This is a genomic window from Mesorhizobium sp. WSM1293 (genome assembly GCF_000513875.1).
GTDB lineage: Bacteria > Pseudomonadota > Alphaproteobacteria > Rhizobiales > Rhizobiaceae > Mesorhizobium > Mesorhizobium ciceri.
The window spans coordinates 119,190-134,566 of the sequence record NZ_AZUV01000015.1 but is presented as its reverse complement, the minus strand read 5'-3'; the positions used below and the strand labels follow the sequence as shown (position 1 = coordinate 134,566).

The 15,377-nt window shown below is 60.6% G+C and carries 17 protein-coding genes; 7 read left to right on the top strand and 10 right to left on the bottom strand.

Going from position 1 to position 15,377, the window contains the following annotated elements:
* The first annotated feature begins 65 nt into the window (after nucleotides 1–65).
* The 4 genes from M729_RS0120105 (at nucleotide 66) to M729_RS0120085 (ending at nucleotide 4,019) form a co-directional block, all read left to right on the top strand.
* Complete coding sequence (locus tag M729_RS0120105) at nucleotides 66–854, top strand: phosphodiester glycosidase family protein (protein ID WP_013532085.1); 789 nt, start codon at nucleotides 66–68, stop codon at nucleotides 852–854.
* Between the two features lie 149 nt (nucleotides 855–1,003).
* Nucleotides 1,004–2,101 (top strand): GH25 family lysozyme, encoded by a 1,098-nt coding sequence (locus tag M729_RS0120100; protein WP_027162631.1) that lies wholly within the window; start codon nucleotides 1,004–1,006, stop codon nucleotides 2,099–2,101.
* A 225-nt stretch (nucleotides 2,102–2,326) separates the two neighbouring features.
* Nucleotides 2,327–2,935, top strand: coding sequence for a class I SAM-dependent methyltransferase (locus M729_RS0120090; RefSeq protein WP_013532083.1), 609 nt, complete (start codon nucleotides 2,327–2,329; stop codon nucleotides 2,933–2,935).
* Nucleotides 2,936–3,053: 118 nt separating this feature from the next.
* Entirely contained in the window at nucleotides 3,054–4,019 is a 966-nt protein-coding gene (locus M729_RS0120085; RefSeq protein WP_245267602.1) for a DUF3592 domain-containing protein, read from the top strand.
* A 14-nt stretch (nucleotides 4,020–4,033) separates the two neighbouring features.
* Here the strand turns inward: M729_RS0120085 and M729_RS0120080 are convergent, their stop codons facing one another.
* A complete protein-coding gene (locus tag M729_RS0120080) occupies nucleotides 4,034–4,393 on the bottom strand; it encodes a hypothetical protein (protein WP_027162629.1) in 360 nt (119 codons plus the stop codon).
* Between the two features lie 164 nt (nucleotides 4,394–4,557).
* Here M729_RS0120080 and M729_RS0120075 point away from each other — a divergent pair, with 164 nt between their 5' ends.
* A complete protein-coding gene (locus M729_RS0120075; protein ID WP_027162628.1) occupies nucleotides 4,558–5,079 on the top strand; it encodes a hypothetical protein in 522 nt (173 codons plus the stop codon).
* A gap of 32 nt (nucleotides 5,080–5,111) precedes the next feature.
* A complete protein-coding gene (locus M729_RS01000000135470; RefSeq protein ID WP_245267601.1) occupies nucleotides 5,112–5,690 on the top strand; it encodes a hypothetical protein in 579 nt (192 codons plus the stop codon).
* Between the two features lie 19 nt (nucleotides 5,691–5,709).
* On the opposite strand, the gene pqqE is transcribed toward M729_RS01000000135470, so the two are convergent.
* From pqqE to M729_RS0120025, 8 genes are all read right to left on the bottom strand, one after another.
* Nucleotides 5,710–6,831: a pyrroloquinoline quinone biosynthesis protein PqqE gene (gene pqqE, locus M729_RS0120065; RefSeq protein WP_027162627.1), complete on the bottom strand. Its 1,122-nt coding sequence runs from the start codon at nucleotides 6,829–6,831 to the stop codon at nucleotides 5,710–5,712.
* On the bottom strand, nucleotides 6,828–7,121 hold the full coding sequence (gene pqqD / locus M729_RS0120060; RefSeq protein ID WP_032808964.1) for a pyrroloquinoline quinone biosynthesis peptide chaperone PqqD: 294 nt from the start codon (nucleotides 7,119–7,121) through the stop codon (nucleotides 6,828–6,830). Before pqqD ends, pqqE begins: the two co-directional genes overlap by 4 nt.
* Nucleotides 7,121–7,879, bottom strand: coding sequence for a pyrroloquinoline-quinone synthase PqqC (pqqC, locus tag M729_RS0120055; RefSeq protein WP_024504367.1), 759 nt, complete (start codon nucleotides 7,877–7,879; stop codon nucleotides 7,121–7,123). The genes pqqD and pqqC overlap by 1 nt, the downstream gene beginning before the upstream one ends.
* Nucleotides 7,876–8,814, bottom strand: coding sequence for a pyrroloquinoline quinone biosynthesis protein PqqB (gene pqqB, locus M729_RS0120050; RefSeq protein WP_027162626.1), 939 nt, complete (start codon nucleotides 8,812–8,814; stop codon nucleotides 7,876–7,878). The genes pqqC and pqqB overlap by 4 nt, the downstream gene beginning before the upstream one ends.
* A 416-nt stretch (nucleotides 8,815–9,230) precedes the next feature.
* On the bottom strand, nucleotides 9,231–9,791 hold the full coding sequence (locus tag M729_RS0120040; RefSeq protein WP_027162625.1) for a PQQ-dependent catabolism-associated CXXCW motif protein: 561 nt from the start codon (nucleotides 9,789–9,791) through the stop codon (nucleotides 9,231–9,233).
* On the bottom strand, nucleotides 9,788–10,681 hold the full coding sequence (locus M729_RS0120035; protein WP_013532072.1) for a quinoprotein dehydrogenase-associated putative ABC transporter substrate-binding protein: 894 nt from the start codon (nucleotides 10,679–10,681) through the stop codon (nucleotides 9,788–9,790). The genes M729_RS0120040 and M729_RS0120035 overlap by 4 nt, the downstream gene beginning before the upstream one ends.
* Nucleotides 10,653–11,177, bottom strand: a complete 525-nt coding sequence (locus M729_RS0120030; protein ID WP_013532071.1) for a c-type cytochrome, methanol metabolism-related — start codon at nucleotides 11,175–11,177, stop codon at nucleotides 10,653–10,655. Before M729_RS0120030 ends, M729_RS0120035 begins: the two co-directional genes overlap by 29 nt.
* Before the next feature lie 178 nt (nucleotides 11,178–11,355).
* Nucleotides 11,356–13,257, bottom strand: a complete 1,902-nt coding sequence (locus M729_RS0120025) for a methanol/ethanol family PQQ-dependent dehydrogenase (RefSeq protein ID WP_013532070.1) — start codon at nucleotides 13,255–13,257, stop codon at nucleotides 11,356–11,358.
* A gap of 686 nt (nucleotides 13,258–13,943) precedes the next feature.
* On the opposite strand from M729_RS0120025, the gene M729_RS0120020 reads away from it, so the two are divergent.
* Nucleotides 13,944–14,297 carry a hypothetical protein gene (locus M729_RS0120020; RefSeq protein ID WP_013532069.1) on the top strand — a complete coding sequence of 118 codons (354 nt, stop codon included), beginning with the start codon at nucleotides 13,944–13,946 and terminating at the stop codon, nucleotides 14,295–14,297.
* A 124-nt stretch (nucleotides 14,298–14,421) separates the two neighbouring features.
* Here M729_RS0120020 and M729_RS0120015 read toward each other — a convergent pair whose 3' ends face one another.
* A complete protein-coding gene (locus tag M729_RS0120015) occupies nucleotides 14,422–15,273 on the bottom strand; it encodes a quinoprotein dehydrogenase-associated SoxYZ-like carrier (RefSeq protein ID WP_032808934.1) in 852 nt (283 codons plus the stop codon).
* Between the last annotated feature and the right edge of the window lie 104 nt (nucleotides 15,274–15,377).

The following is a 15,377-nucleotide window of genomic DNA, read 5'->3' as shown; positions in this document are numbered from 1 at the left end:
TCCACAGTATCGCTTGAAACGGGCTATATCCGTACCGGACCTCGAACTTCGATTCCGGTACGCACATGGATTTTTTGACCCTCCTGCAATCGGTGCCACTGTTGCTGGCGATGGCCAAGGGGGCGCTGCCGTCGGTGGCGGCGCTTGGCGCGTCGTTCGGCCAGTGGGTTGTCTCGCTGCCGCCATGCCGGGACTTCACCTTCGAGGCGACCAGCTATCTCGTTTGCGAGGTCGATCCGAAACGATATCAGCTCGAGCTGTTCTGGAAGGATGCGGCGGGCAAGCCGTTTCAGTCGCTGCACAATCTGCATGCCGCGCAACAAGCGATCGGGCGCACGATGCTGTTCGGCATCAATGCCGGCATGTATCACCCGAACCTCGCGCCGGTCGGTCTCTATGTCGAGCGCGGCCAGGAGATGGCGTCGGTGAAAACGGGTTCGGGAAGCGGCAACTTTTCCCTGCAGCCGAACGGCATTTTCTACATACGCGACGGCAGGGCCGCGGTCCGCGCCACCAGGGACTTCGTGAAGAGGCGCCCGACCGTCGACTATGCGACGCAATCGGGGCCGATGCTGGTGATCGACGGCAAGCTGCATCCGAAATTCCAGGCCGACGGCACTTCGCGGAAAACCCGCGACGGTGTCGGGGTGCGAAAGGATGGCGTCGCGGTCTTTGCGATTTCGAATGGCACGGTGACCTTCCATGCCTTCGCCCGGCTTTTCCGCGACGCGCTCGGTTGCGATAACGCGCTGTTCCTCGACGGCACGATATCCAGCCTGTTTGCGCCTGCCATCGGCCGCAAAGACGACTACTGGAATCTCGGGCCGATGATCGGCGTCTTCAGGAAATCCTGAGCCAGTTTCCACCGCGCTTACCCGCATGCGGTATGGCGAAAAAAAACTTGATTCAAACTTTATTGGTAATTTCTCATTCATAACTGATCCGGTTTGTCCGTCGGCTGTCGTTTCGCCCTCGGTCTGTTGTGTTTTGAGTACAGGTCCAGATGCGGATTCCGGGCGTCGTCAGTTTTTTGATAGCATCGCTATGCCTTGCCGGCTGCTCGTCAACGGCCGGCGTCGATGCGCTGGATTTGCAGAAACCCTCCAACGAGACCACCAGTTCCGTGATCCGGCCGCCGGCACCGATCGCCGCTGCTCCGGCGGCAAGGGGCAACAGGGCGGCAAGGGCCGGACTGGCTCCCATGTCTGACAACGGTCCGGGGGAAAAAACGCGCCCGTTCGGCTTGGCGGAGGAGGAAGAGACGGGGGTGTTTGCCGCACCTGATGCGCCTGATCCCCAAGTGCCTGATGTCGGCGGGCTGCCGGTCGAGCCGGCAGCCTTGGTGTCGCCGCCCAAGTTATTGACCCGCGCGGCACCGGCCATGCTTGCCGGGCCGCTCACCCGTTACGGTTTTCGCGACGCCAAGCCGATCAATTTCGGCAAGGGTTCGCCTCGCCGCCTTGCAGTGCACGGCGTCGACGTCTCGCGTTGGCAAGGCAACGTCAACTGGGACAAGCTGCGGGCGCAGGGCGCCAACTTCGCCTACATCAAGGCGACCGACGGTGGCGACCACCTCGATCCGATGTTCATGAAAAACTGGCGCAACGCCGACGCCGCCGGCTTGAAGCGCGGCGCCTACCATTTCTTCTACTGGTGCCGCACGGCGGGCGAGCAGGCGGACTGGTTCATCCGCAACGTGCCCAGGGTCGAAGGCGCGCTGCCGCCGGTGATCGACGTCGAGTGGAACGGCGAGTCCAGCTGCAAGCGGCGGCCGTCGCGCGAAAAGGTGCTGGAAAAGATGCAGGTGTTCATGGACAAGCTGGAGCGCTATTACGGCCAGCGGCCCATCATCTACACCGCGCCCGATTTCTACCGCGACAATCTCAGGGGCGAATTCCTCGACTATCCGTTTTGGCTGCGTGCGGTCGCCCAGCATCCGTCAAAGGTCTATCCCGGTCGCAAATGGCTGTTCTGGCAGTATTCCGGCTCCGGCCTGTCGCACGGCGTCACTGGCCGCATAGACCTCAATGTCTTCCATGGCGACGAACGGCAATGGCGCGCCTGGGCCGGGGGCCGGCAGACGGTAGCCGACGCCAACTGAGACAAGCTATCAGGCTTGGCGTCGTTCGCTTTCTCGGGTGTCCGCCGTCCTCGACCTCTTCGCCGCTCCCTTCAGGACCCGCTCACGCGGCCTGCTTGACCAGCGTGCGCTGTCGGACCATTTCAAGCGCGATATCGGACTGCTCGATGGACACGCTTCCGCTGGCAGCATTCGCTGAGGAAAGTGTCTGGCTCTTTGACCAACAAGGACGCATGGGAGGAAAAGATGGGTGTGTCATCGGAGGCTCTGGCACAGAGCCGTCAAACGATCAGCGCTTACGAGGATTATGCGGAACAATATGATGCCATCGTGCGCCATGTTCCCAACGAGAGGGAGCAGGCATCGCTCAAGCGCCTGGTGGCAATCGCCGGCACAGGTGGCCGGATTTTGGAAGTCGGGTCCGGAGCCGGATACGATGCGGATTTTCTGGAAAATTTGGGCGTCAAGGTTCGGCGCACCGACGCCACCAAGCGGTTTCTCGAGCTGCAGGCCGCGCGTGGTAAGCATGGCGAGTTGCTCGATCTCATCACCGATGATCTCGGCGGCCCCTACGACGCGGTCCTTGCCCTATGCGTCCTGATCCACGTGCCTCGCGACCAGACCGACCAGGTGCTTGCCAAGATAGCCGGGTCGCTGCGCCCGGGCGGCGCCTTCCTCGTCTCGATGCGCAATGGCGATGGCGAGACATCAGGCGAATATCACATGGTCTACTGGCGCAGGGACGACTTCGCCGCCCGTCTCGAAGGCGCCGGGCTGGTCCTCATCAGGGACGATTTCAACGTCGGCCGCAATAGCGAAGAATGGAACACGTTCCTGGCCGTGAAGCCTGCATAACGCGGCGTGGGCTGTTGCCGTTTGCGCTGCTCAGCCTTTTCAGATTTGCGAAAATACAAGACATTGCCGCCGCCATGCTGTCTATGTGCGGGTTCCTGCACCCCTGGGGGGAGACGAGTTGGAACTCAAGATCATGCTTGTCGGCTTTGCCTGCGTGGTCGCGGGCGCGCTGTCGTTCATCACCTTCATGAAATGGCGAGAGGTGAAGGCACTCAGCCGCTGGCTGCCGACGCCGGGAAAGATCATCTCGTCGCGCGTCGAGGCACGCGAGGTCAGAAGCTCGGGCGTTGGTTCGGACAGCACTGATACGACCGAAATGCGCAATTTTCCGGCGATCACCTTCGAATACAAGGTCGGCGGCAAGAAATTTCAAAGCTCGCGCTACAGCGTGAAGGAGAATTTGGGGAATTTCGAAGTCACCGAAACCCTTGCCCAGTTTCCCCGCGGCGCGGAGGTGACTGTCTTCTACAATCCGGCCGATCCGAGCAAAGCCGTGATCAAGCGCACCATGCCCGAAGGCGCCTTCAAGTTCATGATCCAGCTCTCGGCCGGGCTGGTGGTCGGTGCGCTGGTGCTGGTGTTTTCCGTCGGCGGCGTCCTGGAGGCGATCAGGCCGCATTTGCCCAAGCCGCAAAACCTCGGCGCGGCGGCGCTGCTGCTGTTCATGGGCCTGTTTGCCTTGCGCATGGGCTTCGTCCAGAAATCGATGGCCGAGCAGGCGGCAAAATGGCCGGTCACTGCCGGCCGCATCGATGCCTCGGGCCTGCAGGCGCTCCGAAACCATTCTGGCTATGGTCGCTGGCGCACCGTCTTCAAATCCCGCATCGTCTACTCCTATGACGTCGCCGGCCAGCGCTACAGCGCCGATCGTGTGACCTTCGGCGGAACCGTGACGGCTTCGTTGCCCGGCCTCGTCGGCGGCCAGGCACGGCAGTATGTCGAAGGCAGCAAGGTCGACGTCCACTATGACCCCGCCAACCCCGGCTCGGCGGTGCTGGAATGCCGGGTACGGGGGCTCTGGCTGTTATGGATCTGCTCGGCAGGCTTTCTCGGTGGCGCCGCCTTTCTGGTCGGCCTGGTCTGAGGCGCCGGACGCCTTCAACAGCGGACGAGCGGTCCGCTGTTGAAGCCAGGCCAGGTGAACCGCAGCGTGGCCCCATGCCTGACGATATGGATGACACGCGCGAACGGCTCCTCGATCGACGGGTCGGAACCGTAGCATTGGCTGGCATGCACCACCCAGCCGGTCGAGCTTTTGCGAAATGTCGCCTGCTCGCAGCCGAGATCGGGGAACGACAGCGACGCCTGGTCCACTGTGAACACAGTCTCGCGTTGGATGTCGGGAGCCGCGTGGCAGTTCAGCCTGTCGGTAGACCATGTCCCAACATAAGGCGGCGCCGCCAGCGCGGAGCCACCGGCGAATGCGGATATTGCCGTCGTCATCACCAAACGCCGCATCACCACTCCTTCGATCAGTGCGCTCGACCATACAGGCTGGTGGGATTTTGCGTGGACAAGTTTTGTCCAGGAGCGGACAAACGCCGCCGTTCCGGATTTTGCTATGCTTTTGCGTGAATGATGCGACTGTGCGGGCCGACTCAACGCTTTCCCAGAGACATCGGATGATCACCCGCATACTGGCCTTTTTCCTCCTGGGCCTGCTCGGCCCGATGCAGGCGGCCTTGGCAAAAGAATGCCTCCTGAGTCACGCCACCTATCAGGAGCCGCGCTCGGGTGCCGTCGTGCAATTCCGGCCGCTCGCCAACGAGCCGGCGGCGCTGACGGCCGAAGTGTTTTCGCTGGCCGTGCCCAAAACCGGCACGAGCCTGCCCGCCGACATCACCTGGACCAACGGCAAGAATTCTTTCCCGCTCGGCACCATTCGCCACGCCTGCACCGACGACGACCGGGAAGGCGGCCTGCAGGACGGTAGCGGATTGTGCAGGCTATGGGAGGGCCAGGTCTATGCCTTGACCGGCGGCGGCGCCGAGCAGTTGAATTCGCGCGAAGCGACACCGGCGCCGAGAGGGCTGCTCTTGCCCGGTTTCGGCGTGGCTTTCACCGAAGGAGCCGATTTCGCCAATGCCAATCCAGGCGGTTCGGCCTGGGACGCCTTCATTTTAACAGGATGCAGCGATGAATAGCGTGCGATCGACCATCTGGGCCAGTGCCCTGCTTGCATCCGCGACGATACCAGCCATGGCGGACGAGCCGGCGCCGTCGCGCCCGCCCATCGACAAATGCGCCTGGGAAAAATTGTCTGACAAAACTGTCGGGCTGGCCGCCTGGACGCAGCGCTGCGATTTCGGCTTTCCGCCAGATCCATTTCGAATTCGCCGGCAAAGCGCTCGCCATCAAATACAGCGACGGCGGCGCGGCTGACCCTCTTGTCGAGGTCTTTGACATCAAGCCTGGCGAAACCGCCGAGGCTGCGTTGCAGCGCCTGTTCCTGGAAAAGACCGACAAGGCCGTCAGCGCCCGCTGTGTGCTGGCGCCTTACACCGAGGGCACGGTACCCGCCGGCGTCAAACGCTACACATTCAGCCCCGACGCCGCCTATGCGAAAGAGCTGAAAGCACTTGCCAGCTCCGACGAGATTCCCGAACCGCCCTGCGGCGACTGGGGTGAAATGCCTGACGGCATGCAGTATTTCGAGGTGCCCGCGGGTGAGGGGCACAGCCTGCTTTTTGTGCGCATCGGCCAGGACGAGCCATTGTTTGACGAGCAGACGCTACGCGTCTTGCCGAGGGGGTGAGAAGCGCTTTCTCGCCAGGTCAGGCGGATTCGGTCACCGCACCGATCCGCCGGTAGACGAATGCTTCTTCTCTCGAAGGAACTGTGGCAATGCGCCTGGCTTCGTCGATCAGCATTGCCATGCGAGCATGGATCGGCGATTTCGCGCAAGCCGGGTCCGTTGCAGCGGCATCGCCGGCGATCGCCATCGCCTGGCAGCGGCAGCCGCCCCAGTCGATCTCGCGCCGCTCACAGCCGCGGCATGGCTCCTGCATCCAGTCCGTACCGCGAAAGGCATTGAACGCCGGCGAATCGGCCCAGATTGAGGACAGCCTGTGTGGTTCGAAACGCTCGAAGCTGAGCGACGGGATCGTCTGTGCGGCATGGCAGGGCAGTACGGTGCCGTCAGGCGTCACCATGAAGGCGTCCCGCGCCCAGCCGCCCATGCACGGCTTGGGATAGATCGCGAAATAGTCCGGCGTCACAAAATCGATGTTGATGATGCCGGCCAACCGCTCCTGTGCCTCCGCGACGATCTCCGCCTGCCTATCGACCGCTTCACGCTCCGGCATCAGTTGATCGCGATTGGTCAACGCCCAGCCGGCATATTGCACATTGGCGATCTCGAGCCTCTCCGCGCCCAACGAAAGGGCGAGATCGATGAATTCCGGCACCTCCTCGATGTTATGGCGATGGATCGGCGCGTTGACGGTAAGAGGCAGACCGGCCGCGCGCGCGCGGCGTGCCGTCTCCAGCTTCTTTTCGTGGGCACCCTTGTGGTTGCCGATGCGATCCGTGGTCGCCGGCCGCGCGCCCTGAAAGCTCAGTTGCAGATGGTCTAGACCGGCTTCGGCAAATGCCTCGACACGGCCCTCGACGATGCCAACGCCCGCGGTAATCAGATTGGTGTAGACGCCGCGCCCCGCAAGCCCGGCGATCAATTGCTCGAGGTCGCGGCGCAGTGTCGGCTCGCCACCGGACAGATGCACCTGGAGCACTCCGAGATCGGCGGCCTCCGAGAACAGGGCGAGCCAGGTCTCTGTGTCGAGTTCGCGATTGGCCTTGAGCAGTTCGAGCGGATTGGAGCAATAAGGGCATTGCAGCGGGCAGCGATGCGTCAGTTCCGCCAGCATGCCGATTGGAGGGAGGAGGGGCGTGCTCATAGCCTCACCAGCAGCTTGTCCGACCATTCCTGCAGGAAGGCGATGACGTCGGTCGCCACGGCCTCCTGTTCGGCCTCATAATCGGCGGCAAGGCCGGCAATGATGTCGCCGACCGTGGACCGTCCATCGCAGCGTCGCAATATGTCGAGACTGACATCGTTCGGCCAGAATATCTTTTCCGGTGAAAGCACGGCAAATGCCTGCCGCAAGGGATCGTATTGTATGCGCACGTGCTTCGGCAGCGAAGGTACCGATCGCAACGACACCACAGCTCTTTCGCGCAGCGCCATCACAGGGCTGCCTCGGGCTGGAAGGCGCCGGGCGGTATGTTTCCCCGCTCGCCATAGGCGTGTTGAAGCGCGTCAAGCATGGCCCAGAGTATATCGCATTTGAACACCAGTGCATCGATTGCCTGCTGCTGGCGCTCCGCCGTATCGGCGTGGCTGAGCACGTAGTCAAGGGCGAAGTCGGCGTCACGCGAGGCCTGTTCGGGCCGTTGCTTGAAATAGGCCAGCGTATCCTCGGTGATGTAGTCGTATTTGGCCAGCATTGCCGGCACCCGCTCGCCGATGATGAGTGGCGAGAACATCTCGGTCAGCGAGGACGCGACCGCCTCGAACAGCGTCCGGTTTGTGCAAAAGGAAAGGTAAGCGCCCACCGCGAAGCGTGTCGCCGGCAGTGCCAGCCTTTCGCTCTTCACGGCCTCGGCGTCCAGGCCGAGCGAAGTTGCCAGATGCAGCCAGCGCGCGATGCCGCCGCTCCAGCCGTCCTCGCCGTCATGATCCTCGATCCGCTTGCGCCACGCGGCACGAAACGCTGGATCCTCGGCATGTACGAGTATCATGGCATCCTTGCGTGGGATGACCGCCTGATAGCAATAGCGGTTCAGCGCCCAGGCCTTCATCTCGGCCTTCGACAACGCGCCGCTGGTCATCCTGTGGTGAAAGGGATGGCGATTGTGATAGCGCTCGGCGCCAACCTGCCTCAGCACGGCTTCGAGAGCGCTCGTGGAGAGTCCGCCTTTGGCTGCATCGCGGAAGTCGCTCAAAATTCCATCTCCATACCGTCGTTTGCGATTTCCCAGCCTGCCGCCTTGACCGCCGCGTGTTCGGCGGAACTCTCGTCAAGGATGGGGTTGGTGTTGTTGATGTGGACGAAGACGCGACGGCCGACCTTCACATTGGCCAAGCCTGCAATCGAACCCAATTCTCCCGAGATCGCCAGATGCCCCATGCGCGCGCCGGTTTTCTGACCGACGCCGGCGACGATCATCTCGTCGTCGGTGTAGACCGTGCCGTCGAACAAAAGACAGGCGGCATCGGTGAGACGCGCGCGTAGCCGCGCATCGATGCGCGCGCAGCCTGGGATATAGAAGACGGAGCCGCGGCTGCCGATGCCGGCAATTCGGACTCCGATCGTGTCACCTGCGTCGGAGCTGAAATTGGCATCCGGATGGTCTCTATCCTCCAGATAGAGTGCTATCTTCCCGGGCACGGGAAAGGGCTCGATCATTACGCCGGTATCGCGGCCTTCTGCGTCGCAGATGGCCAACTCTTTCGCCGGCGGCAGGATGCGCCGCGGCACAAGCGCTGGATCGAGAACGTTGAAAATCGAATTCGCCTCCAGCGTCGCCAGAACCTGCGCCGTTGCATAGATGGCGAAAGGCTGCCGCTCGCGCAGGCTGAGCAGTCCGGCGATATGATCGACGTCGGCATTGGTCAGCACCACAGCGCGAATAGGTGTCGAGCGCAGCGGCGCATCGCCCGCAGGTTGTAATTCAGGTGTTGCAGCGATTTGCTGGCGAATGTCGGGCGAGGCATTGAAAAGAACCCAGCCCAACCCGTCCGCCGAGGCGGCGACACTTGACTGGGTTCGTGGATGCACGCTTGCCATGCCGTTGCGAGCCGCACGACTGAGACGGTAGTTGCAGTTCCATTGCGGAAAGCCGCCGCCCGCCGCCGATCCGATTATCCTCAAATGCATGAAAATGCCCGCGCGCCGGCTTCTCTGACCTGCAGGCAATTTGCAGTCACAAACGACAGTCCGCGCGCTTTGCGTGCGTCAAAATCTTTCACGGAAATTCCATGCGGGGAGGGGATGCGCGCCCCTGTCGCCAGGGACGCGCACCTCTGCGGCCTACTTCTTGGGAGTAATTTCAGCAGGCAGATACCGTGAAATTTCGAAGCCAGCGGCAACCTGACACATGGTCGGTTTTTTCCAGTTCTTCTTCATGACATTTCTCCTCTTATACCAGCCCGAAGGGACCGATCCTGTCGTTAGCCAACCATTGCAGGGCACCGACGCAATGGCTCGTCCATCAAGTTTCAAAAATGGACAAATGAAACAATAGGTTTTGAAAAATTGAAAACAAACTATCGAGAATAATTGCAGTCCTTATTTCAATTGTTCGTTGCGTAGGGTTTTTTCTCCTCCAGTGGAAGGTTTGCATCTTCCCATCCATCGGCGCCGAGCGGATACCAGATCACTGAACTGTAGCCCCACTGGACGGCCCGTTTCGCCGCATTCCACGACATCCAGCAATTCGTCATGCAGTAGAACAGAACCGTGCGCGACTTGTCCGTCCCGGCCTTGGCCGCGAGGCCTTGGCGAAAATAGCTGGCGGTCTCCTGCGAAATAGCGCCGTATCCCACATTGGCCAGCCATATGCTGCCTGGAATGTCCTTTCTGACCTTGTCTCTCCATATCGTCCCTGCCGGCAAATTGGCCGGTTTGGGCGTGTCCGGCATCACGTCGAAGAAGATCGCCTTTTTCGCTCGCCACAGCGCTTCCGCTTCCACCGTCGTCACCACCCTCGCGCCTTGCAGCGTCCGCGGCACCGGCGCCCGATAGTCGTCCATCCGGAAACCGCTGGGTTCGGCGATGTCGCCAGCCCATGTCGGCTCGGCCAGACCCAGAAGGCTCGCGGCGACCAGCACGAAAATAGTCTCCCTTCCATTCATTGGGTAATCAGGTTGTCGTGTTCGTCGATCAGCGGCACGTTGTAGCTCAGCAGGATCCTGGTGATCTCCGCCTGGTTTTCCCTGATCACCCGGTTGAGCGTCCGCTTCCATTCCTGGTCCGACGGACGTACGCCCATGGTGATGCGGTAAGACATGCGCGAGCCGGTTTTTTCCTTCACCAGTGGAACGATCGTCACATCAGCTCCGAGTTCCTTGGCGTAGTAACCTGCCATCGGTCCCCACAGCACCGCCGCATCGATCTTGTGTGCCAGCATGTCCTTGATCATGACCTCCCCCATTGATGGGGTGACGCGCGTATCCACCGCAAGCGGATAGATCTTGGCGGTCCGCAGAAGCTTGTTGGCGGCCATGTTGGCGGTTGGCGGCGTGCTTTCAACGACGCCGATCGTTTTGCCTGTGAGTCTGGGATCTTCGATCGTTTCCACGCCTTCCATATCGTGGCTTTTCGGATGCACCAGCACATAGGCGGAGCGATAGTAGGCGTTGGTGTTCTGCACCAGCTCATCGCCTTGAGCATAGCCCATGATGATGTCGCATCGGTTGGCCCCCAACGTATTGCGCACGAAGCCGGTGATCGTGGGAAACCAGGTGTAGGAGACGGACTTGCGCCCGGTTTTCGCGGCAACCAGTTCGGCCAGCTTGTTTTCGAAGCCTTCGCCGCTCTTGTCGGTGAAGGGCATATTCGAGGGATCGGCGCAGACGCGCAGAATGTCAGGGTCGACCAGTTCTCCCGCCGCGCCAAGGCCGGCGCTTTGCGCATGCGCGTTCGACGGCAGCAAGGCGAGCGTGCCGAGGATCGGCAGAACGACGCGCAGCTTCAATGCATCGCGGCCGATCATGTCATCCACCCATGCAGGATGCTTCGGCATCCTTCGCCGCCTGGGCCTTGTCTTCGTGCTTGGGCGGCCTTCCGCGGGGCGCCGCGCCATCTGCGCGCGCGCGCAGATAGACGTAGAGATCGTCCAGGTAGCAATAGACGTTCTTGTTGTCGCCAAAGGCAGGCATGACGTTTTCCTTGCCGCCGCCGACATTCTTGCGGCCTTCGGCGACGATCGAGAGGAATGTGGCGTAATCCATGGTTTTCAGGCTGTTGACCAAAGCCGGCGCATAGCTCGAACCTGTCGCGTCCTGTCCGTGGCAGACATGGCAATCGGAATGATACCGGCGGTAGCCGCTGAACGTGTACCAATCGACGGTTCCGTTTTCGATCTTGTAGGTCGGATTTCCATCCGCATCCAAATACTTGCCGCCTTCTTCCTTTACCGCCTTGGCTTTTTCCATGCTGTCGTCGGCCCGGGCGAGGCTCGAGCTTGCCAGAGGCAGCAGAGCCAGGACGAAAGCCGAAATTACAATGCGAACGGACATTCAAACGCTTCCTTCATTTGCCAATGGACACGGTTTTGCTGTCGCGACCGGCATTGATCGGTGTTTTTGGGTGCGTAACCGAATCGAGAGCCCGGCCATGGCTTCCGGATGTCCGGGCTCTCGTTCTTCAAGCCTTTGGTCTCACAAGACCTGAGGCATGCTCAAGGTTCCCAGCGCATCAATCCGGGAGACCGAAGACGGTGAGCTGACCGCCCAGCGTCGTGTAGTCGGCAAGTGCCGCGTAGCCGCCGACGGCACCCAGGCCAGCTGTACCAACGACAGCGGCTTGGTCGCCTTGCGCGCGGCCCTGATCGACGGCGCCATGCCAGGCAGCGGCGTTGTCAGGCGAAAGCAGGCCGCCTGCCAGGCCGATACCAGCCCATCCACCGACGCCCGACAGAACGGCGATATACTGCTTGCCGCCCTGCTCGTAGGTCGTGATGTTGCCGATGATGCCGGACGGGGTCTTGAACTTGTAGAGTTCCTTGCCGTCCTTATCGACCGCCTTGATGTAGCCTTCGAGTGTACCGTAGAAGACGACGTCGCCATCTGTCGCCAACGCGCCCGACCACACCGAGAACTGCTCGGGCTTCGACCAGACGATCTCGCCCTTGGCCGCATCCCAGGCAATGAAGTTGCCCATGTTGCCGTCGCCGCCAGGTGCGGGATACATCGACACTGTGGCGCCAACATAAGGCTGACCGGCGGTGTAGCTCACCTTGTAAGGCTCATAGTCCATGCAGACATGGTTGGTCGGGACATAGAACAGCCCGGTTTTCGGCGAATAAGCCGCAGGCTGCTGGTCCTTCGTTCCAAGCGCCGCCGGGCAGATGCCCGTCGAGTTGGTGTCTTCGCCGTTCTGCTGGGTCGAATATTTCGCCACGACCTGCGGGCGACCATACTGTTCGCTCTTGGGGTCCATGACGACTTCGGTCGCCCAGTTCACGGCCGGATCGTATTTCTTGGCGACGAGAAGGTCGCCGGTGGCGCGATCCATGGTGTAGGCAAAACCATTGCGATCGAAATGCACCAGCACGTCGTGCTTGGCGCCGTTGACCTCCATGCCATCGACGAGGATCATCTCGTTGATGCCGTCATAGTCCCATTCGTCATGCGGGGTCATCTGGTAGAGCCATTTGGCAACACCAGTATCCGCATCGCGGGCCATGATCGTCATCGACCAGCGATTGTCGCCGGGGCGTTGGACCGGGTTCCACGTCGAGGGATTGCCGGTGCCATAGTAGACCAGGTTCAGCTTGGGATCATAGGAATACCATCCCCATGTCGTGCCGCCGCCGGTCTTCCACTGCTCGCCTTCCCAGGTGTTCGTGCCGGAATCCTTGCCAACCGGCTTGCCGAGTTGCGTGGTCTTCTCGGGATCGATCAGGGTGTCTGCGTCCGGACCTTCCGAATAGGCTTTCCAGGCGAGTTTGCCATCTTTCAGATTGTAGGCGGCCAGCCAGCCGCGAACGCCGAATTCGGCGCCGGAGACGCCGATGAGCACCTTGTCCTTGACGACGACGGGGGCAGCCGTACCGGATTCGCCTTTGCCGCCATCGGTCTGGTCGCCGTTCTTGACCGACCAGACGACCTTGCCAGTCTTCGCGTCCAGGGCGACGACCGTGGTGTCGGCCTGATTGAGAATGATCTTGCCGTCACCATAGGCAACGCCACGATTGACCGTATCGCAACACATGATCGGAATGACGTTGGGATCCTGCTTGGGTTCGTACTTCCAAAGGATCTTCCCGTCATTCTTGAGATCGAGCGCAAAGACATTGTTCGGGAAAGGCGTGTGGACATACATCACATCGCCGATGATAAGCGGTCCACCCTCGTGGCCTCGTAGCACGCCGGTGGAAAAGGTCCACTTGACCTGCAGGTTCTTCACATTGTCCGCAGTAATCTGGTTGAGTTTGGAATAGCGGGTGTTGGCGTAGTCACCCGTCTGCATTGCCCAGTTCTTCGAATCCGAAGCCAGCTTTGCAAGGTCCTCATTAGCCGACGCCGTATAGGCCGCGCCGAGCGACAGAAACGCCGCAGTGGTTAGAATATAGGTAGCTTTCGTAAGTACACGCATCCGAATTCCTCCCGAGGTTCATAGTGATGAATCATTTGCTGAGCCCACAAGGGCTTGCCCAAGCGATTCACGGGGGGGAAATATTTCCGGCAGCGTGTCACGACCTAAGCCAGATGTGCAGAGGGCACCGTTACTGCCCACCTCACCTTGGCCTACGAAAGACTGTCGCCGCTCCCTAATGACGGTGACGCCCTTGAAGCCGGAAACAGGGTGAGGCTATGTCATCGTAAAAGGCTAGGCAAGCAAAAAAGCCTGCTGGTGTTTTTGCACCGCAATATCATAAATGATGCGGTGCAATATAAGAAAATAAGCAGGACGGTATTTGTTAGATAAAGTATTTATGACCGCGAAATAACGATGGGGCACATAAAATTTAGTTATTTTTTGATTTTTACATTTCGCCTAAGCGTTGATTTTATTTGGAGGTATTCGCTTCGATGTCTCGGCATGGTCATGCGCGTGCTCCATTGGGAATCGATAGTGGGCCAAGCATGAGATGATCGTTGGAGTCGGGGCGTGGAGCAGGCCACGGAGCCGCCATGCGGAACCACGGTCGACAAGCCCCGCATTCCTCCTTTGGTCGCATACGGAAGCCATGGGCGCTTGACTGACTCTGCTGCACGTTGCCAACTGCCACGGTGATCCCGACTGGGCGCATCGCGCCTAGGCTAACCGGAGGTTTTCCCGTGATCAGATATGTTGGATTTTCGACTTTGCCGCTGCTCCTTGCCGCGCCGCTGGCCTTCGCAAACCCCGCGGGCGCCGCGGGTGATTACCCGACAGCAACGATCGCCGACTACGTGCTCGGCTGCATGCAGACGAACGGCCAGACACGTCAGGCGCTGGAAAGCTGTTCCTGCTCGATCGACGTCATCGCCTCGATCCTTCCCTACGACCACTATGAGAGAGCCGAGACTTTCAAGAGCATGTCTTTGACCACAGGCGAAAGCGCGGCGCTGTTTCGCGAAAGCGCACCGGCGAAGGCAGCCCGTACCGAATTGAAGCGCGCGCAGTCGGAAGCCGACGTGCGCTGCTTTTAGAGCCTGCTCCATCCGGAAGCCGGATGGAGCTCCGTCCTCTGCCTGGGCGTGATCTTCCCGAACGAGCTCCATTTTCGGGATCAAGTGGCAAGCACCCGGCAGTCCAGCGCAAGATATCGAGACTTCAGAGTCCCGCTGTCTCGAGCGGCCACTGATTGCGAAATGTTTTGCCGTCCGTATCGATCGCTTCAACCTGGATTTCGCCATTGCCGTGCACGGTGAAATCGAATCGGAAGTTGGGGTCTTCCGAAATCGATATTCCACCTTCCATGGAGAGGATCGGCCGGCCGGCTTGGGAGATCGACAGTTTCTGGACAAAATGCGCCGGTATGAAATATTGGGTCAGCGGATCCCGCTGCAGCCCCGAATTGTTAGGGTGCCGGATCATCAACTGCAGTTCCTCGGTCTTGGTCATCGTCTCTTTGGGCGGGAACTGGCGCAGCTTCATCTGACCCATTGTCGCGTTGGCCTCGTCCTGGTTCTTGACCGCAGGGGCGGAGCAGCCACCTGACGCCTTGACGAAGGTCTGTACCATATGGAGTTGACCACCCTGCGTCTCAGCGATGGCGCGCAGATAGGAATAGTCGTTGACGCGCACGCGCGTCGACAGATGCGTCACGCCGGCATCCTTGCCGAGCTGGAACGTTGCCGCCACCGGTGCAGGGTTCGCATCGATGATCAAGGTAACGGATTTGATGCCGTCTGGCGCCTTGGCTGGATCGAGATAGATATCGACGGGCACGATGGCGGCATCCTGCGCCCGCTTCGGTGCTTCGATCCTGACGACGCCGGTATCGACCAGAATTGCCCGATCGCCGAACACGTCGCCCTTCAAGTCATGCCAGATTCTATCCGAGGACGCGGTTGTTTGCTGTGCGTTGGCGGCTCCCGAGGAGCCGAGCAACGTGCCGATGGTCAAGATGATCGCGGCGAAAACGGATGCGAGCTGCCGGCTCGAGTAAGCTTGATTTTGCATTTCGATGCCTCCACCAATGCAAGAGAGGTGGTGCCCAGGCTGGCGTTGAGGATAAGCCTTTGGCGACGCCTTGGCAAATCGCCGTGCTTTGCGGCCGCCTAGCG